Below are 21,188 nucleotides of genomic sequence, written 5' to 3' on the forward strand. Positions count from 1 at the left end.
TTACGGGCCGGCGTTGTGCAAAAAATGACCGGCGATTATATGCCCACCGCCGGGCAGGGGAAAGCGCGGACGGATGCCGCAGGGCGGCTGCCTCGCCAGGCTTCAGGGAATGAGCGGCGCGTCGGCGGCCTGCAGCTGCATGAGATAGTCGCGGAAGATCTGGCCGAGCACTTGAGTGGCGATCTCCAGTTCGTCGCGGCGCATCTGCGCGGAGACGCGGTCGGCGGTGTCCAGCGCCTCGTCCTCGCCGTTGACCGCAGCCATCTTCAGCACGATATAGGCCTGGACGTTGTTCGCCTTGACGCCTTCGCCCCGGAAGAACATTACGCCGAGGCGGTGCTGCGCCGCCGCATGGCCGCGCAGCGATGCCTGTTCGAACCAGTACAGCGCCTTGGCCAGGTCGCGCGGTGCGCGGCGGCCATCGTAGTGGAATTCGCCCAGTTCGTAGGCGGCCTGCACGTCGCCTTCACTGGCGGCCTGCTGGCAGCTGCGCAGCGCCTCGGGCAGTTCTTCGGGGAGCGTGTTGAGCGCGCAACGGGCGGTCGCCGGGATCAGCAGGGTGTTCCCGCCGGCCAGGGCCGTGAGAGGCGAGAGAAGCAGCAGACAGCCCAAAGACAGGATGCGGCCGGTGCGGATCATGAAAATCTGGCGCCTCGAGGAGCAGGGCGATAATGAAAGGCTGGAACGAGCCAGCCGTCACATTATGGATAAGCTGCAGTCTGCTTACAAAGCCTTTAACCGCCTGCCATCGGCTTTTTATGTCGCGGTTGGCTGTTGTTCGCCTGTGCTGCCCGGTAAGCGCAGCAACAGCAGCGCCAGCAGCGGACTGGCGATGGCCAGCAGCAGTGGCTCTACCCCGGCCAGCGGATTGCCAATAGTACTGCCGCTGGGCATCGGCAGCATGAGCAGCAACAGCACGCCGGCCGCGACGCCAGCACCGCTCGACAAGCGTTCCGGCCATTGCAGCACCGCCGCATAGATCACCAGCAGCGCGCTGGCGAGCAGCAGGCCGAGCGCATAGGGCTCGCTCCAGCCCAGCTGTCGTGCCAGTTCGAAGAACACGCACAGGCCCAGCACCACCCGGCCCCAGTTCGGCCGGCTCCAGGCCCAGCGTCGTGCCAGGGTCAGCGCCGCCAGCGCGAGCAGCGGCAGACCGAGCAGCAGGGTGGCGCGTTCCAGCCACTGCTGGGCCTCGGCCAATCCGCCGGCGAGGCCGGTCGCCCCGCTGGCCGCGGCAAGGATGAAGGCGAGCATCGCGCTGAACAGCGCCGGTTGATCCGCTTCGCCGTAACGGCGCCGGGCGCGACCGATCAGGATCGCGCTGGCAGCAGCGGCAAGCGTCAGCAGCAGGGACTGCAGCAGTTCCATCGGCGCGTTCACTTGAGCTTGGCGAAGGCGCGCTCGGCGGCGTCGAGGGTGATGGCCAGCTCTTTATCGCCGTGGGCGATGGAGGTGAAGCCGGCTTCGAACGCGCTCGGCGCCAGGTAAACGCCGCCCTCGAGCATCAGGTGGAAGAAGCGCTTGAAGCGGTCGGCATCGCTGGCCATGACGTCGGCGAAGGTCACGATGTCGTCAGCGCCGCTGAAATACAGACCGAACATGCCGCCCACCTGGGTGGTGACGAAGGGGATGCCGGCGGCATCGGCGCGATCCTGCAGGCCCTGCAGCATGCGGCTGGTGTAGGCACCCAGTTCGTCATGGAAGCCTGGGCGGCTGATCAACTCCAGGGTGGTCAGGCCAGCGGCCATGGCCAGTGGATTGCCCGACAGCGTGCCAGCCTGGTAGACCGGGCCGAGCGGGGCGATGCGTTCCATGATGGCGCGCTTGCCGCCGAAGCAGCCCACCGGCATGCCGCCGCCAATGATCTTGCCGAAGGTCGAAAGGTCCGGCGTCACGCCGTAGTAGGCCTGGGCACCGCCGAGGGCGACGCGGAAACCGGTCATCACCTCGTCGAAGATCAGCACCACGCCGTGCGCGTCGCACAGGCGGCGCAGGCCTTCGAGGAAGCCCGGCGCCGGCGGCACGCAGTTCATGTTGCCGGCCACCGGCTCGACGATGATGCAGGCGACCTGCTCGCCCTTCTCCTTCAGCGTGGCTTCGACTTCGTCGAGGTCGTTGTAGGCCAGGGTCAGGGTGTGCTTGGCGAAGTCTGCCGGCACGCCCGCTGAGCTTGGTACGCCCTGGGTCAGGGCGCCGGAGCCGGCTTTCACCAGCAGGCTGTCGGAGTGGCCGTGATAGCAGCCCTCGAATTTGATGATGGCGTCGCGACCAGTGTAACCACGGGCCAGGCGGATCGCGCTCATGGTTGCCTCGGTGCCGGAGCTGACCATGCGGACCATCTCCATGGACGGCACCAGACGGCAGACCAGCTCTGCCATCTCGGTTTCCATCGCGGTCGGTGCGCCGTAGGACAGCCCGTGCTCGAGCTGGCGACGCACGGCATCCAGTACCTGCGGGTGGCTGTGGCCGAGGATCATCGGGCCCCAGGAGCCAACGTAGTCGACGTAGCGCTTGTCGTCCTCGTCGATGACATAGGCGCCTTCGGCGTGCTTGAGGAACAGCGGGGTGCCGCCGACGCTGCGGAAGGCGCGAACCGGCGAGTTGACGCCGCCGGGGATGTGGGTCTGGGCGCTGGCGAAAAGGGTTTCGGAACGGGACATGCGGGCCTCGCAAAACAGGGGCGGGCCGGCATCAGCGACCCGCCGTGGCGGAATCAGGGCGTGTTGAACAGTTGGCTGAAGGCCTGGGCGCGGCGCTCGACCTCGGCGGCGCTGTCGGCGGCGAACAGGGCGTGGATCACGGCGATCATCTGCACGCCTTCGGCGATCAGTGATGGCGCGGTGTCCAGCGTGATGCCACCGATGGCGACGATGGGCAGGCCGATACGGGCGCGGGCTTCACGCAGCAATTCGTGATTGGCTGCCGGTGCGCCGGGTTTGGTGTGGGACTGGAAGAAACGGCCGAAGGCGACGTAGCTGGCGCCGTCACGCGCCGCCTGCTCGGCCAGCGGCAGTTGCGCATGACAGGTGGCACCGATGATCGCCTGGCGGCCGAGCAGGGCCCGGGCGGCTGCCAGCGAACCATCTTCCTGGCCCAGGTGCAGGCCAACGCCCAGGCGCGCGGCCAGCTCGGCATCATCGTTGATGATCAGCTGAGCACCGTGGCGGGCGCAGAGCTCCTGCAGCGCATCGGCCTCGCGCAGCCGCCGCGCCTCGTCGCTGGTCTTGTCTCGATACTGCAGCAGGCGGGCGCCGCCCTTCAGTGCCGCCTCGACATAGGGCAGCAGGCGGCCATCGGCCAGCAACTTGCTGTCGGTGATGGCGTACAGGCCGCGCAGGCGGGACGATTCCTTCATGCGCTGGTCTCCAGTCAGGGCAGGTCCAGGGGCAGGCGGCGCGGCACGTACTGGCCGTGGCCGGGGGCCTCGGCATCGCGCAGCGTGCGCCAGGTGTAGTCGAGTGCCGAGCGGACCGCGCTGGTCAGCTCCTCGCCCAGTGCCAGACGACCGGCCAGGGCGCTGGCAAGCGTGCAGCCGGAGCCGTGATAGCTGCCCGGCAGGCGCGCGCAAGTGAAGTCGTGACGACTGCCGTCGCGGCAATACAGGCGGTTGTGCACTTCGCTCTCGTCGCCATGGCCGCCGGTGATCAGCAGGTGGCCGATATGCGGCAGCAGGCGCTCGGCACACTCGTCGGCGCTGCCCTCCGGCAGTTCGGCAAGGATCCGAGCTTCCGGCAGATTCGGCGTGGCGATGGTGGAAACCGGGAACAGCCGCTCGCGCATGGCGTAGCCGACATCCTCCTTGCCCAGCGCGCCGCCACCGCCGGCGCGCAGCACCGGGTCGCAGACCAGCGGCACGCCCGGCAGCCGGGCCATGATCTCGAGCACCGTCTCGACCATCTCAACCGAGCCGAGCATGCCCAGCTTGACGGCGGCGATGGGCAGGTCGGCGATCACTGCGTTGGCCTGGGCGAGTACCCACTCGCGGTCGAGCACGCGGAAGTCGGAGACGTTGACGGTGTCCTGCACGGTGAGCGCGGTGACGGTCGGCGCAGCGTGGCAGGCCTGTGCCAGCAGGGCTTCGATGTCCGCCTGCAGGCCGGCGCCGCCACTGGGATCGTGGCCGGACAGGCAGAGGACGACGGGACGGGAAGTGAAGTTTTTCATGGCGTGCGAGCTTATCACCAAACCGCGCTGGCGGGACGCGGCAGTTGTGCGTCTATCCGCCACCGCCGCGCGCACCGGTCATCGGCCAAGTCATCCTGGCGAATCGGCTTTTTCCGGGTGCGCACGCCGCTGTGGTAGATTGCTGGCACTTTGGTTTTCGGACCGGGCGACAGAGTTCACCGACGGTGGGTTCGCAGTAGTCGCCTGGCCTGCACGAGGCATCATGCGGTACGTCTTCCTCTTCTTCCTGGCTGTTCTGCCTGCCTTGGCCGCCGCCGTCGAGCTCGACGAACACACCCGTCATTTGCCGCTCGGGCAGGTGATGGAAGTGTTCGAGGACCCGCGCGGAGAGATCGGCATAGAGGACATCGCGTCGCCCGCATTCGAAAGCCATTTCCAGCGCAATCGAACGCCGGTGTTCAACGCCGGCTATTCACGCTCCGTGCACTGGGTTCGCATCGATCTGAGCTACCGGCCGCAGATCGCCCAGGGGGCGAGGCGCTGGTTGCTGGAAGTGGCGTATCCGCCGCTGGACAGCCTGCAGCTCTATCTGTCCGACGGGCAGGGTGGCTACCGCCTCGCCCGGGATACCGGCGACACCCGGCCCTGGGCCAGTCGCGAGATCCGTCAGGGCAACTACCTGTTCGAACTCGAGCTCCAGCCCGAGCAGCCGCAGCGCCTCTACCTGCGGGTGGAGAGCGAAGGCTCGATTCAGGTGCCGCTGAGCCTCTGGTCGCAGCACGCCTATCTGGAGGCGCAGCCGGGACGCATCTACGTACTGGGCATGATCTATGGCGTGCTGCTGGCGATGCTGGTCTACAACCTGTTCATCTATATCAGCATCCGCGACCAGAGCTACCTGTTCTACATCCTCTATATCGCCGCGTTTGGCCTCTACCAGGTCTCGGTGAACGGCGCCGGGGTGCAGTTTCTCTGGCCGGATCGGCCCTGGTGGGCCAACGCTGCGACGCCCCTTCTGATCGGCGCCACCGGGTTGTTCGGCTGCCTGTTCACCCGCAGTTTCCTGCGCACCGCCGAGCACAGCCGCTGGATGGACCGGCTGTTGCGGCTGATCATCGGTTTTTCGGTGGTGGTCATGGTGCTGGCGCTGACCACCGACTATGGCCTGTCGCTGCGCCTGGCCACCGCGCTGGCGCTGCTCTTCACCCTGGCGGTGTTCGCCGCCGGCATCCTGGCCTGGCTGCGCGGCATGCGTGTGGCGCGCTATTTCATCATTGCCTGGAGCGCGTTGCTGGTCGGAGGGCAGATCAACACCCTGATGGTGCTCGGCCACCTGCCGCACAACTTCCTGACGATGTACGCCAGCCAGCTGGGGGCCGCGCTGGAGGTGGTGCTGCTTTCGATGGCGCTGGCCGATCGCATCAACGCGCTGAAGGACGAGCGGGCAAAGATCCTGGAGAACGCCCGCTCCGACCTGGAACAGCTGAACCGCGAGCTGGCCGAGAGCAACCGGCTCAAGGACGAGTTTCTCTCCAACATCAGCCACGAGCTGCGCACGCCGATGATGGGCGTGATGGGCGCGCTCGAGCTGCTGCCGGCGTCGGAAACCCCGGAGGAACTCCAGCAGTACCAGCACATCGCCACCGGTTCGGCGCGGGACATGATGCGCCTGGTCAACAACATCCTCGTGCTCAGCGAGTTGCGCGCCGGCAAGCTGCGCCTGCAGGCCCAGCGCTTCAGCCTGCGCGACACGGCGGTGCGGCTGGAGCAGCAGTTCGGCCCCCAGGCGCGCGCCAAGGGGCTGGCCTTCGATCTGGAGTTCGACGGCAAGCTGCCGGACCGCGTGTACGGGGACGGCGAGAAGTTCGAGCAAAGCATCTGTCATCTGCTCGACAACGCGGTCAAGTTCACCTCGCGGGGCGCCGTGACGTTGCGCTTCGGCGGCGCGGTGGAACAGCGCCAGGTGCAGCTCGAGGTAGAAGTGATCGACAGTGGCATCGGTTTCAGCGACGCCGATCAGGCCTACCTCTATCACCAGTTCCGCCAGGTGGATGGCTCCATGACCCGACGCTACGGCGGGCTCGGCATCGGCCTGGCGATCAGCCGCGGGCTGATCGAAGTGTTCGGCGGCCAGCTGAGCCAGCAGTCGCGGCCCGGCCTGGGCAGTCGCTTCTGCATCCGCGTGCGCTTCCCGCTGCATGGCCCCGAACAGATGCTCACGAGTCAACCGAACGGCAATCCGCCGTCCGCGCCGATTGCCTGAGGCGCGGACCTTTTGGCCGATACCTCGCTTCAAGCGGTCTGCCGCTGCGTGTTTCACTGCTGATCCAACCGCGCCGCCCGTTGCTCGCATGCGCCGACTACGCTTGCTGACAGCCGCCGCGCATCGGCAACGAAACGAGGGCCGTCAGATGATTCCGCAGACCTGTGCCGAAACCCATGAGGTCATCAACCAGGTGCCGCCGCTCGAAGGCGCCAACCTCTACCGCCTCGACCTGCCGTTGCAACAGTGGACGCAGCGCTATCATGCCGGCTGGGCCCAGGGGCGGCTGGATGTCTATGGCGCGCTGGCCGGTGGGCCACTGATGCAGGCCGGCTTTCTCGCCAACGAGAACAGGCCGGTGTTCAAGAGCCATGATCGCTACGGTCATCGGATCGATCTGGTGGAATTCCATCCGGCCTATCACGAGCTGATGCGCACCGCCGTCGAGCATGGCATCCCCTCGCTGCCCTGGACCGATCCCCAGCCCGGCGCGCAGGTGGCGCGTGCGGCGCTGATGTACCTGCACAACCAGGCCGAAGCCGGCAGCAGCTGCCCCCTGACCATGACCTACGCCAGCGTGCCGGCGTTGCGTCTGCAGCCTGACCTTGCCGAACGCTGGCTGCCGAAGATCCTCGCCCGCGAATACGACCCGCGCAACGTGCCGATGGAGCAGAAGGCGGGCGTCACCATCGGCATGGCCATGACCGAAAAGCAGGGCGGCACCGACGTGCGTGCCAACACGACCCGTGCCTTTGCGGTCGGTGCTGGCGGGCCGGGGCAGGCCTACGAGCTGATCGGCCACAAGTGGTTCTGCTCGGCGCCCATGTGCGACGCCTTCCTTACCCTGGCGCAGACCGACAAGGGGCTGTCCTGTTTCCTGCTGCCGCGCCATCGCCCGGACGGCACGCGCAACGCCTTCTATATCCAGCGGCTGAAGAACAAGCTGGGCAACTGGGCCAACGCCTCCAGCGAAGTCGAGTACCGCGGCGCGCTGGCCTGGATGGTTGGCGAAGAGGGCCGAGGCGTGCCGACCATCATCGAGATGGTCGCCTCGACCCGTTTCGACTGCATGATCGGCTCCAGCTCGCTGATGCGTCAGGCGCTGACACAGGCCATGCATCATTGCGCGCACCGCCGGGTAGGTGGGCGTGCCCTGCTCGATCAGCCGCTGATGCAGAACGTGCTGGCCGACCTTGCCCTGGAAAGCGAGGCAGCGCTGGCGCTGACCCTGCGCATGGGCCGCGCCCAGGACCATCGCCGTGACGAGCACGAAGACAAGTTCGCCCGGCTGGTCACCGCCATCGGCAAGTACTGGATCTGCAAGCGCGCCCCGACCATGATCGCCGAGGCCAGCGAATGCCTCGGCGGCGCCGGCTATGTCGAGGAAACCATCCTGCCGCGGCTTTATCGCGAGGCGCCGGTGAATTCCATCTGGGAAGGCTCCGGCAACGTGCAATGCCTGGATGTACTGCGCGCGCTGTCCAAAGAGCCCGGCGTGCTGGAGGTGCTGTTCGCCGAACTCGGCGATGGCCACGGTGACGCGCGTCTTAAAGTGCATATCCAGCGACTGAAGGCGGCCTTCGGCGACACCGAGGACATCCAGTACCGCGCCCGCCAGCTGACCGAAGAGGTGGCCGTGACGCTGCAGGCCAAGCTGCTGCTCGAAGCGGGCGATGCCGCGGTGTCGGATGCCTTCATCGCCAGCCGGCTGGATGGCCACGGGCGGGTGCACGGCACCCTGCCGAGGGGGCTGGATATCGCCGCGCTGCTGGCGCGCAGCGCACCGCATCTATGAGCCCTTGTCCGGCGGCAGCCCCTTGCCGTCGGGCCTGCTACGTCAGGGACGAGGCTGCTGGCGCAGCAATTCCTTGAGTTCGGCGATCTCCCCGCGCAGGGCACGGACCTCGTCGTGCAGGTCTGTTTCGATATGCTCGCGCGCCGCCTCGATGCTCGCCTGGGTGGCTTCGCGGTCTGCGTCGGTGACCGTCTGCATCGCATTGACGATGATCGCGATGAACAGGTTGAGCATGGTGAAGGTGGCGATCAGGATGAACGGGATGAAGAACACCCAGGCATAGGGGAAGATTTCCATCACCGGGCGCACGATGCCCATCGACCAGCTTTCCAGGGTCATGACCTGAAACAGGGTGTACACCGAACGACCAAGGCTGCCGAACCACTCGGGGAAGTCGGCGGCGAACAGGCCCGTGGCGATCACCGCCGAGACGTAGAAGACCAGCGCCAGCACCATGGCGATCGAGCCCAGCCCGGGAATTGCCGACAACAGTGCGCCGACCACGCGGCGCATCGACGGCACCATGGTCACCATGCGCATCACCCGCAACACGCGCAAGGCACGCAGGATGCTGAACGGACCGCTGGCCGGCACCAGGGCGATGGCGACCACGCTGAAGTCGAACAGACTCCAGGGATCGCGGAAGAACGCTGCACGGTGGACATAGATGCGCGCGGTGATCTCGGCAACGAATACCGCCAGGATCAGCGAATCCAGCAGTACCAGCGCCTCGCCCCAGCGCGCCACCAGCGCGGCCGAGGTCTGCATGCCGAGAATCGCCGCGTTGATCACGATGAGCAGCAGAATGCCGCGCTGGAACGCTGGCCGTTCGATGAACTGGCCGAGACGACTGCGGCTCGTTTCCGGATGTGCTACCTGCATGATGTCTACCTGTCTGTCGATCGATGCCCCGGCCGGCGCCTCGCAGGCGCGCGCTGAGCCGGGCGGGCGCGAGTATGGCGTTGCGCAGGCCAGACGGGAATTGCCTGCGGCGACGGACTCGTTTCCTGATTTAACAGGCAGCCTTCTGCCTTGCTGGCATCGCACACGTCAGTCGGAACACCGCACGTGGCCCGCCAGTATCCCCGCCAGCACACGGCGATCGATGTTGGCGCCGCTGAGCACGACGGCAACGCGTTCCCCCGTGTTAAGCGCGCGTTCCTGAATGGCGGCAGCCAGTGCGGCGGCGCCGGCGCCCTCCGCGGTGTTGTGGGTGTCTTCGTGGAGCGCGACGATCGCCCGGCGGATTTCGCCGTCATCGACTCGCACGATGCGTGCGGCACCTTCGGCAATGATCTCCAGTGCTTCGGCAGCAGGCATCCGGCAGGCCATGCCATCGGCGAACGTATCGGCGGTCTTGGTGCAGACGATCCGCCCCTGCTCGAAGCTCTGTGCGTATGCGTCCGCTGCGCTGGAAACGACGCCGACGATTTCGCAGTCCAGCCCCAGCAGGTCGCGGACGCGAATCAGGCCGCAGATCCCCGAGCCCATGCCGATGGGCACGTAGACGCGGCGCAGCGGCGGCGCGGCCTCGAAGAGCTCCAGGGCATAGGTGGCGACCCCGCGAATCAGGTCCGGATGCAGCGCGGGGACGAAATGCCAGCCGCTCTGTCTCGCCAGCTCGGCGGCTTGCTGGCGCGCCGTGTCGAAATCCTCACCGTGTTCGATGACTTCGGCGCCGCAGGCGCGCATCGCCGCATTCTTTTCCGTCGAGTTGCCCAGCGGTACCAGAATCTTCAGCGGCACGCCGGCCTGTCGCGCGGCCATCGCCAGGCTGATGCCGTGATTGCCGCGGGTGGCGCTGATCATGCCGGGCAGTCGTGGCTCGCGCCCGAGCAGCTCATGCACGTAGAGCAGGCCGCCGCGAACCTTGAATGCACCGGCCGGCGTGTGGTTTTCGTGCTTGACCCAGACTTCGCAGCCGAGGCGTTGCGACAGTAGCGGCCAGTTGTACTGTGGGGTCGGCGGAACATGCCGGCCGATCAGTTCGGCGGCCTGGCGCAGTGCGGTGAGATCGAACATGGCGGCTCCTCAGTGGTTTGACGGAGAGCCTAGGTCGGATCATTGTATGGGTAAATCCTTATATTGCATGGCAGGCAATGTGGCTTCCGAAGCTTAGCGATAACGATCAACCACGCTACCTGGCGCTGGTGGATGCGATCTCCGCGGCAATCGAGCGCGGCGAACTCAAGCCAGGCGATCGCCTGCCTCCGCAGCGCCGGCTGGCCTGGGCGCTGGGGCTCAATCCGAGCACGGCCATGCAGGCCTATCGCGAGGCCGCGCGACGGCATCTGGTTGGCGGTGAGGTCGGCCGCGGCACCTTTGTGCTGGCAAGCAGCCGCGAGGCCAGCCTGTTCCTGCTCAAGCAGCCGGAGGCCGTGCCGGCGCGCCTGGACCTGTCGACCAATTTGCCGGTGCTGGACGCGGACGATCGGGATCTGCACCGCAGCCTGGCGGCGCTGGGAGCATCGTCAGAGCTTGCGCTGTTGCAGGGCTACCCCTCGGCCTCGGCGCTGCAGCGCGGGCGCGTCGCGGTCAGCCACTGGTTGCAGCGTCGCGGGCTGGAGCTGCCGCCGGGGCAGGTCCTGCTCTGTGCCGGTGCACAGCAGGGTGTGTTTGCCGCCATGCTGGGCCTGTGTGCGCCGGGCGAACCGGTGTTGGTCGAGGCGTTGACCTCGCCCGGCATCAAGGCCGCTGCGCGTCAGCTGCGCCTGCCTCTGCATGGTGTGGCGCTCGATCAGCACGGCATCGTGCCCGAGGAGTTCGATCGCCAGGCTCGGGCCACCGGTGCGCGGGTCGCGGTGCTGACGCCCTGCCTGCAGAATCCCACGGGCGTCAGCATGGACCGCGAGCGGCGCGAGGCGATCGCGGAGCTGGCGCGTCGGCACGATCTGCTGATCATCGAGGATGATGTCTACGGAGCCCTCGGTGACGAACCACCGCTGGCGACGTTGCTGGGTGAGCGCAGCGTGTTGGTCGGCAGCCTGTCGAAGACCGTCGCGCCCGGGCTGCGTTTCGGTTTCATCGCCACGCCCGGGTCATGGCTGGGGCGCATCGATCCGGAAGCGCAGGCCACCGGCTGGGCGCTCTCGCCGCTGTGCCTGCGCCTGGCAAGTGAGTGGATCGAGGACGGCACGGCGCTGCGTCGGCTGGCCTGGCAGCGTCGCCAGATCGAGCGGCGCTGGAAGATGGCGCGCAAGCTGCTAGGACCAAGGGTGACGGGGCCCGTTTCGCCGCACCTTTGGTTGACGGCCACGGATGGCGAGGTCGGCCTGGCCGGCATTGCCCACGCCGCTTCCATCGAGTGCGCGGCGGCACAGGTGTTTGCCGTCGGCCCCGATGCGCCGGATGCGCTTCGCCTCAGCCTGAGTGCGGCGCCCGGGCTGGTGCCATTGCAGCAGGCGCTGCAGGCATTGGCCGAGGGGCTTGGCGTGAGGCGAGCAACGGATGAGGTGTCTGCGGCGCTATCGCTGTCATCGATGAGCAGGCAAGATGTTTCCAACGACTGAACAAGGAATCCAGCATGAATCCAGCCGGTGATACTTTCCGCATTGCCACCAGCGCAGAAGCTGCAGTGGACTACCTTGCCGAACTGCACGCGCGCGCCACCACGGCGCTCAACCAGGCGCTCAAACGTTACGTGACCAGCCGCACCGAGCCGAGCCTGCAGGAGCGCAGCCTGTTCCGCTATCCGCAGCTGCGTCTGACCTATGAATGCCACGGCGAAGTGCCGGCTTCGACCCGCGCCTATGCCAAGGTGCAGGCGCCCGGCGTGTACAGCGTTACGGTGACCCACCCGGCCGCGTTTCGCGCCTACCTGCTCGATCAGCTCAAGCCGCTGATCCAGGATTTCAACGTCACCGTTGAGGTCGGCATGAGCGACCGCAACATTCCCTATCCCTACGTGATCGAACAGGGCGACGAGCTGGCCGGCACCGGCGTGACTGCGGCCGAACTGGCGCGGGTATTTCCCAGCACCGACCTGTCCGCCGCGACCGACGACATCGCCGACGGGCTCTACGACTGGGAGCACGCCGACCCCTATCCGCTGGCACTGTTCGACGGCGCACGGGTGGATTTCTCGCTGCGCCGGCTGGTGCACTACACCGGCAGCGACTGGCGCCATGTGCAGCCGTGGATCCTGCTGACCAACTACCACCGCTACGTCGACCAGTTCATCCGCCACGGCCTGGACATGCTGCGTGACGACACCCGTTTCACCCGCATGGTGCTGCCGGGCAACGTGATCATCGAACGTGGCATGGAGGAGGGCGAGGCGCAGGCGATCATCGGCGGTGTGCTCTGGCACCGTTACCAGATGCCGGCCTATCACCTGATTGCCGAAGACGGCCACGGCATCACCCTGGTGAACATCGGCGTCGGTCCGTCCAACGCCAAGAACATCACCGATCACCTGGCGGTGCTGCGACCGCATTGCTGGCTGATGATCGGCCACTGCGGCGGGTTGCGGCAGTCGCAGTCCATCGGCGATTACGTGCTGGCGCACGCCTACATGCGGCGCGACGGCATCCTCGACCGCGTGCTGCCGCCGCATATTCCGCTGCCGGCGCTGGCCGAGGTGCAGCAGGCGCTGCAGGATGCGGCTGCACGCATCACCGGGGAGCAGGGCGAGGCACTGAAGAAGCGTCTGCGCACCGGCACCGTGCTGACCTACGACGATCGCAACTGGGAATTGCGCTGGGCCCAGGAGCGGCCGCTGATCAACCTGTCGCGGGCGGTGGCGGTGGACATGGAGAGCGGCACCATCGCCGCCCAGGGGTATCGCCTGCGCGTGCCGTATGGCACGCTGCTGTGCGTGTCGGACAAGCCCCTGCACAGCGAGATCAAGCTGCCCGGGTCGGCCAATGCGTTCTACGAGCGCGCCGTGACCCAGCACCTGAAGATCGGCATCGCCGCCCTCGACCTGTTGCGCAGCCAGCTGAACTCGCTGCACTCGCGCAAGCTGCGCAGCTTCGACGAGCCGCCGTTCCGCTGATTCGCGCCGGCGCTTTCGCGGGGATGGACGATACTCAAGAGGTTCATCCCCGCGTCAGCATCGGAGGCTCAACATGGACGCATCGACCCACGCCTTCCATAACCTGTTCGAACAGTTGGGGCTGCCCAACGACGACGTGTCGATCAGGCGCTTCATCGAAACCCACTCACCCCTGGCGGACGACATCTACCTGGCGGACGCGCCCTTCTGGACGCCGGCCCAGGCGAGCTTCCTGCGTGAGGAGATCCTCGAGGATGCCGACTGGGCCGAGGTGGTCGATCGCCTCAACGTAGCGCTGCGACGGCACTATCACTGACGCATCGCCGCGCTCAGCTGGCCAGCAGCCAGGCGCCGGTCAGCGCCGAGGCGGCACCGGCGATGCGCACCAGCGGCGCGGCGGCCTGCGGCAGGTAGCGCACCGCTGCGTAACCGGCCGCGTGCAGGGCGGCCGTGGCCAGCACGAAGCCGGTGGCATAACCCCACGGGCTGGACAGCTCCGGCAGTTCCAGGCCATGGGCGACGCCGTGGCTGATGGCGAACAGCGCAGTGAGCAGGGCGGCCATCGGCAGAGGCGGACGTACCGCCAGTGCCACCAACAAGCCCAGTGCGAATACCGAGCCGGCAATGCCGGTTTCCATCAGCGGCATCTCGATACCGGCAAAGCCGGCGAGGCCGCCCAGCAGCATGGTGGCGACGAAGATCAGCGGCAGCGCCCAGCGCGCCTTGCCGGTCTGCTGGGCCGCCCATAGCCCGACGGCGACCATCGCCAGCAGGTGATCGAGACCGAAGACGGGGTGAGCGATACCGGACAGCACGCCGGCGTGATCGTGGCCGGGGTGTGCCAGTGCCAGGGTCGGGCTGAGCAGCAGAAGGGTGGCGAGCAGTGGTTTGCGCAGGTTCATAGAGACTCCTTGGATGATCGGGCGGACGTCAGGCGGCGCTGAGCATTCCCTGTTTTTCGATGAAGGCGATGATCTCCTCGAGACCCTGGCCGACCTTCTGGTTGCTGAAGACGAACGGGCGCTCGCCGCGCATCTTGCGGGCGTCGCGGTCCATCACCTCCAGCGAGGCACCGACCATGGGTGCGAGGTCGATCTTGTTGATCACCAGCAGGTCGGACTTGCAGATGCCCGGGCCGCCCTTGCGCGGCAGCTTGTCGCCGGCGGACACGTCGATCACGTAGATGGTCAGGTCCGACAGCTCCGGGCTGAAGGTGGCCGAGAGGTTGTCGCCGCCGGACTCGACGATGATCAGATCCAGGCCGGGAAAGCGCCGGTTGAGCTGCTCCACGGCTTCGAGGTTGATCGAGGCGTCCTCGCGGATCGCCGTGTGCGGACAGCCGCCGGTTTCCACGCCGATGATCCGCTCGGGCGCCAGGGCCTCGTTACGCACGAGGAACTGGGCGTCTTCCTGGGTGTAGATGTCGTTGGTCACCACGGCGAGGTTGTAACGGTCGCGCAGGGCCTGGCACAGGGCGAGGGTCAGGGCGGTCTTGCCGGAACCGACCGGCCCGCCAATGCCGACGCGCAGGGGTTGTGTGCTCATGGGTGGTCTCCTCTGGGAGGCAGTGTGGGTGCCTCGGGGTTGATGCGAAGGGTGCTGCTGCCGATTGGGGCAGGGGGAATAGAAATCCTTGGGTGATCGATGGTGGCGTACGCAGTGTTGTCAGGCGCCGCGCTTTCTCGGCTGGGACTGCAGGTTGCGCCTTGCACGGCGCGTCACTTTCTCTTGTCTCGCCAAGAGAAAGTAACCAAAGAGAAGGCGACGCCGACATCCGGCCCTTCGCTGCGCGAAGGGTGCCCTCACTCCATCGCCGCTCCGGGGGCACGCTGCGAAGGGCCATCCCTGGTCCATCGCAGCTCTCGCGGCATCCATGCCGCTCAACCCCCTCCACGGCAACTGCGCTCGGCTTCCTGACGGGGGTTGGGGTCCGAGTTGCCTGAAAGCTTGTGACCCTCATGACCTAAACAACCGACTGTACTGCCGCTCATGCGCCATGCTGGTCAGCACCAATCCAAACGGCGCGCTGCCCCAGGCCGCTTCCGGCAGCTGACTCGCTTCCCGCTGCGCCTGGCTCAGGACCGGCAACAGCTGCGAGGTCAACCGCTGCGCCGCCTGCTGCCCCAGCGGCAGGGTCTTCATCAGCACCGCCAGCTGATTTTCCAGCCAGCCCCACAGCCAGGCGGCCAGTGCATCGGCGGGTTCGATCCGCCAGGCACGGGCGGCCAGCGCCCAGGCCAGGGTCAAGCCGGGCTCGTCGGCGGCGGCCAGGCAGTCACGCCCCGGCTGGTCGAGTTCCGGCAGGCCGTCGAGCAGCTGCGCGAGGGAATAGCCCATCTGCCGGCTTTCCAGCTGCAGCTCGCGGGTTTCGCGGCTGGCGCGGTGTTCGGCAGCCAGATGCAACAGGCGCGGCCAGTCGTCCTGTGCCGCTGCTTCGCAGTGTGCGAGCAGCAGCGGCGCCTCAAAGCGGGCGAGGTTGAGCAGCAGTTGATCCTCCAGCCAACGCCGGGCGCTGTCCGGGTCGTTCACCTGGCCGTTCTCCACCGCCATCTCCAGCCCCTGGGAATAGCTGTAGCCGCCGATCGGCAGCTGCGGGCTGGCCAGCCGGAGCAGGGCCCAGGCCGGGACGGGCGCGCCCGCCGCGTTCACGGGCGTACGCCGAACTGGTGCAGGCGCGGTGCGTAACTGAACTCCGCCTCGCCGGCGTGGGAATGATGATGGCCGCCACCGTAGGCGCCATGCTCCGGCTGGAAGGGCGCCTCGATGTGTTCGACCTGGGCGCCCAGCTGCAAGAGCATGTCCTTGAGTACATAGTCGTCGAGTAGGCGCAGCCAGCCGTCGCCGACCTGCAGGGCGACATGGCGGTTGCCCAGGTGGTAGGCCGCGCGGGTCAGCTCGAAGGCGCTGGCGCAGGTGACGTGCAACAGCTGTTCGGGGCGGGCGCGCACGCGCACCACACGGCCATCGGCTGCCAGCAGGCACTCACCGTCGGCGAGTGGCGGCTGGCCGCGCTCGAGAAACAGGCCGACGTCTTCGCCGCTGCTGCTGAAGCAGCGCAGGCGACTCTTGCTGCGCGCGTCGTAGGTCAGTTCGAGTTCGGCCTGCCATTCAGGGCGGGCCGCGATGCGTTGGCGAATCACCAGCATTGCAATGTTCCGGTCGGATCGTTTGCCGAAGCAGAGCAAGGGGCTTGCCAATCGGGCGTTCGGACAGGACTGGTGGCGGCTCCAGGGATCTTTGTGCCAGATATTGGGGCCTGCCGCGCACCGTTGCGGTGCGCGTGGTGCGGTCCTGGCGCAAGCGTGCGCCTTACTGGTGCAGGCTGCGCACCATGTATACCGCCGGGATCTGATAGCTGGCCAGGTTGCCGGCCTGTGGCGGCTCGAGTTCGTCATGGGCCTGGTAGCCCAGGCGCGACCAGAAACCGGTCGAATCCTGTACCGAGACCAGCGCCGAATAGCGCAGCCTGATGCTGCTGGCCTGCTTCAGGTTGTGGCGTACCAGCGCCGGACCGATGCCGCGACCGGCGGCGCGACGGGCCACGGCCAGATCATGCAGGTACAGACAATCGGCTTCACCGTCACTGTGGAATTCACCGTCCAGCGGCGTAACCTTGCCCAGCCGCGACGGGTAGGCGAACAGGTAGCCGCAGACCCCCTCGACGTCCTCGGCTACCCAGGCCAGGTGCGGGCAGGCCGCCAGGCGCGAGCGGATCACCGCTTCGTCTTCCAGTACCTCGGCAGCATAGGATTCTTCCTGGATCGCCAGGACGGCAGGGATATCGCGCTCCTGCATCGCTCTCAACTGGTACATCACGACTACACTCGAACGCCGCGAAACGCCACGCGGCCCGGCAAAAAGCCGGCGATCATACGCGAAACGGCGGTGTTTTGCTCGCCAGCGGACGGCTTGCGGGGGCGGGTGTACAGGTCCGCGGTCAGAGGGTGTCAACTGGCCAGCCGGCTCGTCGCCGTGGCAGCACCAGTCAGCCGATTGATGGAGCATCCGCAGGCCTTGGCAGGCATAATGCTTAGTCTGCTAACAAGTGAGGCGAGCGTTGAACGATCATCACCACCCGCTCTATGGCGTTCTGCTGATACTGCTGTCGGGTCTGCTGCTGGCCAGCCATGACGGGTTGGCCAAACACCTTTCGGAGATCTACCCCGTCTTTCTGGTCATCTGGGCCCGCTACGTGGCGCAGACGGTGCTGATGACGGCGCTGTTCGTGCCGCGCATGGGGCAGCGCGTGTTTCGCACCCTGCGGCCCTGGCCGCAGCTGCTGCGCGGATTGAGCCTGGTCAGCGTCAGCCTGCTGTTCATCAACGGCCTGCATTTCATCCCGCTGGCCGAGGCGACCGCGGTGATCTTCCTGACGCCGGTGCTGGTGACCGTCGCCTCGGCGCTGCTCGGTGAGCGAATCAATCCCAGCCAGTGGATCGCGGTGGGGTTCGGTCTGCTCGGCGTGCTGATCATCGTGCGTCCGGGGTCGGCATTGTTCACTCCGGCAGCGCTGCTGCCGCTGGGGGCGGCGCTGTCGTTCACGGTCTATCAGCTGATCACGCGGCGCCTGGCCGGAACCGACCATCCGGTGACCAGCAACTACCTGACCAGCCTGGTCGGCTGCGTGGCCCTGAGCGTGCTGGTGATCTTCAACTGGCGCACGCCGACGCTGCACGACGCGCTGCTGATGGGCGCCCTCGGTGGCATGGCCATGCTCGGCCATCTGCTGCTGACCAACGCCTTCCGCTTCGCCAGCGCGGCGACACTGGCGCCGTTCACCTACAGCCAGATCGTGTTCGCCGGGGTGGTGGGTTACCTCGCCTTCGATCACGCACCGGATGCCGGCGCCCTGATCGGCATGGCGGTGATCATCGCCAGCGGGCTGTGCATGGCCTATGTGCAGCGCCGCCAGCCCGCAGCCGGCGGATAAACGGCAAATGTGCCATTCGGATGGCCGAACAGCTTCTCAGCATCGATATTGAAATGAACAGACAGGGCGATTCGACCCTTGCGTGCAACGCATACAACAAACGGAGCCTATATGCCGCGACTCTCTCATCATGACCTGCGACGCAACTTCCGCGAGCTGCTCAACGCCGACCGCTGCTTCCACACGGCGTCGGTGTTCGACCCGATGTCGGCACGCATCGCCGCCGATCTCGGCTTCGAGGTCGGCATTCTCGGTGGCTCGGTGGCCTCGCTGCAGGTGCTGGCCGCGCCGGACTTCAACCTCATCACCTTGAGCGAGTTCGTCGAGCAGGCCACGCGCATCTGCCGCGTCGCCCAGTTGCCGGTGCTGGCCGATGCCGACCACGGTTACGGCAACGCGCTCAACGTGATGCGCACCGTTTCCGAACTGGAGCGCGCCGGGATTTCCGCGCTGACCATCGAGGACACCCTGCTGCCACCCAAATTCGGTCGCCGCTCCACCGACCTCATCGGCATGTTCGAGGCCGTCGGCAAGATCCGCGCGGCGCTGGAGGCGCGAGTCGATCCGGAGATGGCCATCATCGGTCGCACCAACGCCGGCGTGATCGGCTTCGAGGAAGTCATCGCACGCGCCCAGGCCTACGAAAAGGCCGGTGCTGATGCCATCTGCCTGGTCGGCATCGAGGATTTCGATCATCTGGAAAGCATTGCCAGCCAGCTCAGCAAGCCGCTGATGCTGGTCACCTACGGCAACCCCAACCTGCGCGACAACGCGCGGCTGGCCGCGCTCGGCGTGCGCATCGTGGTCAACGGCCACGCAGCCTACTTCGCAGCGATCAAGGCGACCTACGACTGCCTGCGCGAGCAGCGTCAGGTCGACGCCCTGGACCTCAACGCCTCGCAGTTGTCGGTCAAGTATTCCACCGCGGACGAGTATGTCGTCTGGGCCGAGGAGTACATGCAGGTCAAGGAGTAAGCCGCTGACCCGCCCGGACAGCCATCGCTGCCCGGGTGGGCAACACCGCCGCCACTGGAGCCTGGATGAGCCCACCCCTGTTGACCTTCATGGTCGCCTTCGCCGCCTTTCTCGGGCCGTTCACTCAGACCGTGTATGCGCCGATCCTGCCGGAGCTCGGTGGTGCGCTGCACACCACGCCGTTTCTGATCAACCTCAGCATCTCGATCTTCACGCTGGTGCTGGCCTTCATGCAGATCGTCTACGGGCCGCTGGTGGATCGCAGTGGGCGCAAGCGCACCCTGCTGGCCGGCTTGGCAATCTATATCGTCGCTTCGCTGGGCTGTTTCCTGGCCGATCGCATCGAGACACTGCTGGCGTTCCGCGCGCTGCAGGCGGTCGGCATCGCCGCCGGAGCGGTGGTGGCGGTCACGGTGATCGGCGATCGCTTCGAAGGCGCCGCGCGCGGCCGGGCGATGGGTTCGTTCCAGATGATGGTGGCGCTGGGGCCGGTGGTCGGCCCGGTGGTGGGCGGTTTCGTCGGCGAGCATCTGGACTTCCACTACGTGTTCCTGCTGCTGGCCATCGTCGGTGCGGCCGCGCTGCTGAGCAACGCCATCTGGCTGCGGGAAATCCGGCCGGCCGGGGAGCCGCGCGCCTTTCATCCGGCGCAGTACCTGGAGGTACTGGGCAACCGCCAGGGGCTGGCGATCATGCTGCTGAGCTTCGTGCAGTACTACGCCTTCTACAACTACCTGGTGTTCATGCCGCGGGTGCTGGATGCGGTCTACGGCCTGAGCGCCAGCGAAAAAGGGCTGGTGTTTCTGCCGCTGTCGGTGGCCGTGGTGATCGGCAGCTACGTCGGCGGTCGGCTGCTCGGGCATTGGCGACCGCGGCCGATGCTGCTGGTCACGGCGCTGCTCAATGCGCTCAGCCTGCTGCTGTTTGTGGCGGTGGCGCCTCTGTCGCTGGTCGCGCTGGTGGTGGCGGTAACGGCGTTCGGGCTGTTTCTCGGGCTGTCGCTGCCGGTGCAGACCAGTCTGCTGATGGACCTGTACCAGCACAACCGCGCCACCGCTGTGGGCAGCTACAACTTCTTCCGCTTCATGGGCATGGCCACCGGGCCGGTGCTGGGCTCCTGGCTGTTTCAGGATGGCAACCTCGGGCTGCTCTACGGCTTCGCCGCAGCGGCCTTCCTGCTGGCGGTCGGCAATGCGCAGCTGCGTTTTCGATGGGGATAGCGCCGGCAGACGTCGGCGACGCTAGAAGAACGAGCGTTCGGCCTTGAACATCATGAACCCTTCGCAATAGGTGTTCTGCCCCGAATAGACGCCACATTGCGCGCCGCGCAGGCTGGTATCGGTGTAGGACAGATCCAGCTGCATGCCGAGCAGGCGCCGCGACAGGTTCAGAGACCAGTCGTTGAACACCCGCACGCTGCCGCCGGGGTAGTACAGCGGGCTGTCCAGGGTGTGGCTGGCGTACTTCAGGCGTACCCCGACATCGAACGGCCGCAGCGCACCCAGGTCGAGAAACAGCGTGCTGTCGGTCCGCCCCAGCGAACTGCTCAGCGCGCCACCCAGCCGGCTGCTGCCCAGGTTGACGCCGGCGTAGTACTCCTCGCGGTTCTTGGCCTGCAGCTCGGGAAAGCTATAGCGGATCACGCCGAGCTCGTAACCCAGCGAGTCGTCGAGCCGTGGCTGGGCGTAACCGACATAGCTGTTGAGCTCCAGCTGACTGCCGTCGAGCAGTCCGACGCTGGGCGACCACTGGCCGAGGTAGACGCCACTGGCGTGGGTCAGATCGAGGCCCCCACGAAAGGTGCCGGCCGTGGTGGGCTGCACCAGCCCCTGGGCCATGCTGCGAGTCGGTGCGGTGCCGAGCTTGAGGTCGAACTGGCCGACCTCGCGTTCCACCACTTCAGGTTGGCTGGCGCAGCCGCCGAGCGCGATGGTCAGCGCGAGCAGATATCGTCTGTGCATATGCTGCTTCACTGGTGAGAAGACTGAACGGCCGACCGGTGACGACCACCTGCGGCAAGACCGGACCGGAGCGCTGCTGGCTGCCACGGCTTGCCTGAACCGGGCCGAGGATAGTCAAGCTGGTCGGTCAGCGAGCCCCGCTC

21 protein-coding genes are annotated in these 21,188 nt (G+C 66.8%); 8 read left to right on the forward strand and 13 right to left on the reverse strand.

All coding sequences use genetic code 11. The features are described 5' to 3' along the window. Positions 1-102: 102 nt before the first annotated feature. The 5 genes from ACVRRC_RS05785 to ACVRRC_RS05805 all read right to left on the reverse strand — a co-directional run bounded on the left by ACVRRC_RS05785 (position 103) and on the right by ACVRRC_RS05805 (position 4,164). Entirely contained in the window at positions 103-639 is a 537-nt protein-coding gene (locus ACVRRC_RS05785; RefSeq protein WP_011914768.1) for a tetratricopeptide repeat protein, read from the reverse strand. Positions 640-756: 117 nt separating this feature from the next. Beyond that, positions 757-1,368, reverse strand: coding sequence for a hypothetical protein (locus tag ACVRRC_RS05790; RefSeq protein ID WP_437197756.1), 612 nt, complete (start codon positions 1,366-1,368; stop codon positions 757-759). Between the two features lie 8 nt (positions 1,369-1,376). Continuing rightward, entirely contained in the window at positions 1,377-2,660 is a 1,284-nt protein-coding gene (hemL, locus tag ACVRRC_RS05795; protein ID WP_011914766.1) for a glutamate-1-semialdehyde 2,1-aminomutase, read from the reverse strand. 53 nt (positions 2,661-2,713) lie between these two features. Beyond that, positions 2,714-3,355, reverse strand: a complete 642-nt coding sequence (gene thiE / locus ACVRRC_RS05800) for a thiamine phosphate synthase (protein WP_011914765.1) — start codon at positions 3,353-3,355, stop codon at positions 2,714-2,716. A gap of 14 nt (positions 3,356-3,369) precedes the next feature. Further along, positions 3,370-4,164, reverse strand: a complete 795-nt coding sequence (locus ACVRRC_RS05805; protein ID WP_472996730.1) for a hydroxymethylpyrimidine/phosphomethylpyrimidine kinase — start codon at positions 4,162-4,164, stop codon at positions 3,370-3,372. 223 nt (positions 4,165-4,387) lie between these two features. Here ACVRRC_RS05805 and ACVRRC_RS05810 point away from each other — a divergent pair, with 223 nt between their 5' ends. Then, positions 4,388-6,388, forward strand: coding sequence for a sensor histidine kinase (locus tag ACVRRC_RS05810; RefSeq protein WP_472996731.1), 2,001 nt, complete (start codon positions 4,388-4,390; stop codon positions 6,386-6,388). A 148-nt stretch (positions 6,389-6,536) separates the two neighbouring features. After that, on the forward strand, positions 6,537-8,183 hold the full coding sequence (locus ACVRRC_RS05815) for an acyl-CoA dehydrogenase family protein (protein WP_048330007.1): 1,647 nt from the start codon (positions 6,537-6,539) through the stop codon (positions 8,181-8,183). A gap of 42 nt (positions 8,184-8,225) precedes the next feature. Here the strand turns inward: ACVRRC_RS05815 and ACVRRC_RS05820 are convergent, their stop codons facing one another. Next, entirely contained in the window at positions 8,226-9,065 is an 840-nt protein-coding gene (locus ACVRRC_RS05820) for an ion transporter (protein WP_017246524.1), read from the reverse strand. Positions 9,066-9,233: 168 nt separating this feature from the next. After that, positions 9,234-10,205, reverse strand: coding sequence for a threonine dehydratase (locus tag ACVRRC_RS05825; RefSeq protein ID WP_242100312.1), 972 nt, complete (start codon positions 10,203-10,205; stop codon positions 9,234-9,236). A 77-nt stretch (positions 10,206-10,282) separates the two neighbouring features. Between ACVRRC_RS05825 and ACVRRC_RS05830 the strand changes: the two genes are divergently transcribed. From ACVRRC_RS05830 to ACVRRC_RS05840, 3 genes are all read left to right on the forward strand, one after another. Then, on the forward strand, positions 10,283-11,692 hold the full coding sequence (locus ACVRRC_RS05830; RefSeq protein ID WP_279642163.1) for an aminotransferase-like domain-containing protein: 1,410 nt from the start codon (positions 10,283-10,285) through the stop codon (positions 11,690-11,692). A 14-nt stretch (positions 11,693-11,706) separates the two neighbouring features. Further along, complete coding sequence (gene amn, locus ACVRRC_RS05835) at positions 11,707-13,179, forward strand: AMP nucleosidase (RefSeq protein ID WP_014597813.1); 1,473 nt, start codon at positions 11,707-11,709, stop codon at positions 13,177-13,179. A gap of 73 nt (positions 13,180-13,252) precedes the next feature. Further along, on the forward strand, positions 13,253-13,495 hold the full coding sequence (locus tag ACVRRC_RS05840) for a DUF2789 domain-containing protein (protein ID WP_013984149.1): 243 nt from the start codon (positions 13,253-13,255) through the stop codon (positions 13,493-13,495). 13 nt (positions 13,496-13,508) lie between these two features. Here ACVRRC_RS05840 and ACVRRC_RS05845 read toward each other — a convergent pair whose 3' ends face one another. The 5 genes from ACVRRC_RS05845 to ACVRRC_RS05865 all read right to left on the reverse strand — a co-directional run bounded on the left by ACVRRC_RS05845 (position 13,509) and on the right by ACVRRC_RS05865 (position 16,974). After that, on the reverse strand, positions 13,509-14,081 hold the full coding sequence (locus tag ACVRRC_RS05845; protein ID WP_014597812.1) for a HupE/UreJ family protein: 573 nt from the start codon (positions 14,079-14,081) through the stop codon (positions 13,509-13,511). Positions 14,082-14,109: 28 nt separating this feature from the next. Further along, positions 14,110-14,724, reverse strand: coding sequence for an urease accessory protein UreG (gene ureG, locus ACVRRC_RS05850; protein ID WP_013984147.1), 615 nt, complete (start codon positions 14,722-14,724; stop codon positions 14,110-14,112). 411 nt (positions 14,725-15,135) lie between these two features. Next, on the reverse strand, positions 15,136-15,828 hold the full coding sequence (locus tag ACVRRC_RS05855; RefSeq protein WP_014597811.1) for an urease accessory protein UreF: 693 nt from the start codon (positions 15,826-15,828) through the stop codon (positions 15,136-15,138). Continuing rightward, entirely contained in the window at positions 15,825-16,325 is a 501-nt protein-coding gene (gene ureE, locus ACVRRC_RS05860) for an urease accessory protein UreE (RefSeq protein WP_014597810.1), read from the reverse strand. The genes ACVRRC_RS05855 and ureE overlap by 4 nt, the downstream gene beginning before the upstream one ends. A 163-nt stretch (positions 16,326-16,488) precedes the next feature. After that, positions 16,489-16,974, reverse strand: coding sequence for a GNAT family N-acetyltransferase (locus ACVRRC_RS05865; protein WP_045633354.1), 486 nt, complete (start codon positions 16,972-16,974; stop codon positions 16,489-16,491). Between the two features lie 262 nt (positions 16,975-17,236). Between ACVRRC_RS05865 and ACVRRC_RS05870 the strand changes: the two genes are divergently transcribed. From ACVRRC_RS05870 to ACVRRC_RS05880, 3 genes are all read left to right on the forward strand, one after another. Then, positions 17,237-18,109 carry a DMT family transporter gene (locus tag ACVRRC_RS05870; RefSeq protein WP_020305866.1) on the forward strand — a complete coding sequence of 291 codons (873 nt, stop codon included), beginning with the start codon at positions 17,237-17,239 and terminating at the stop codon, positions 18,107-18,109. Between the two features lie 111 nt (positions 18,110-18,220). Beyond that, a complete protein-coding gene (locus ACVRRC_RS05875; RefSeq protein ID WP_003301755.1) occupies positions 18,221-19,084 on the forward strand; it encodes an isocitrate lyase/PEP mutase family protein in 864 nt (287 codons plus the stop codon). A 65-nt stretch (positions 19,085-19,149) separates the two neighbouring features. Further along, positions 19,150-20,304, forward strand: coding sequence for an MFS transporter (locus ACVRRC_RS05880; RefSeq protein ID WP_236451353.1), 1,155 nt, complete (start codon positions 19,150-19,152; stop codon positions 20,302-20,304). A gap of 21 nt (positions 20,305-20,325) precedes the next feature. Here the strand turns inward: ACVRRC_RS05880 and ACVRRC_RS05885 are convergent, their stop codons facing one another. Continuing rightward, entirely contained in the window at positions 20,326-21,045 is a 720-nt protein-coding gene (locus tag ACVRRC_RS05885; protein WP_048329994.1) for a TorF family putative porin, read from the reverse strand. Positions 21,046-21,188: the final 143 nt, after the last annotated feature.

Source organism: Stutzerimonas sp. LR2 (genome assembly GCF_055755175.1).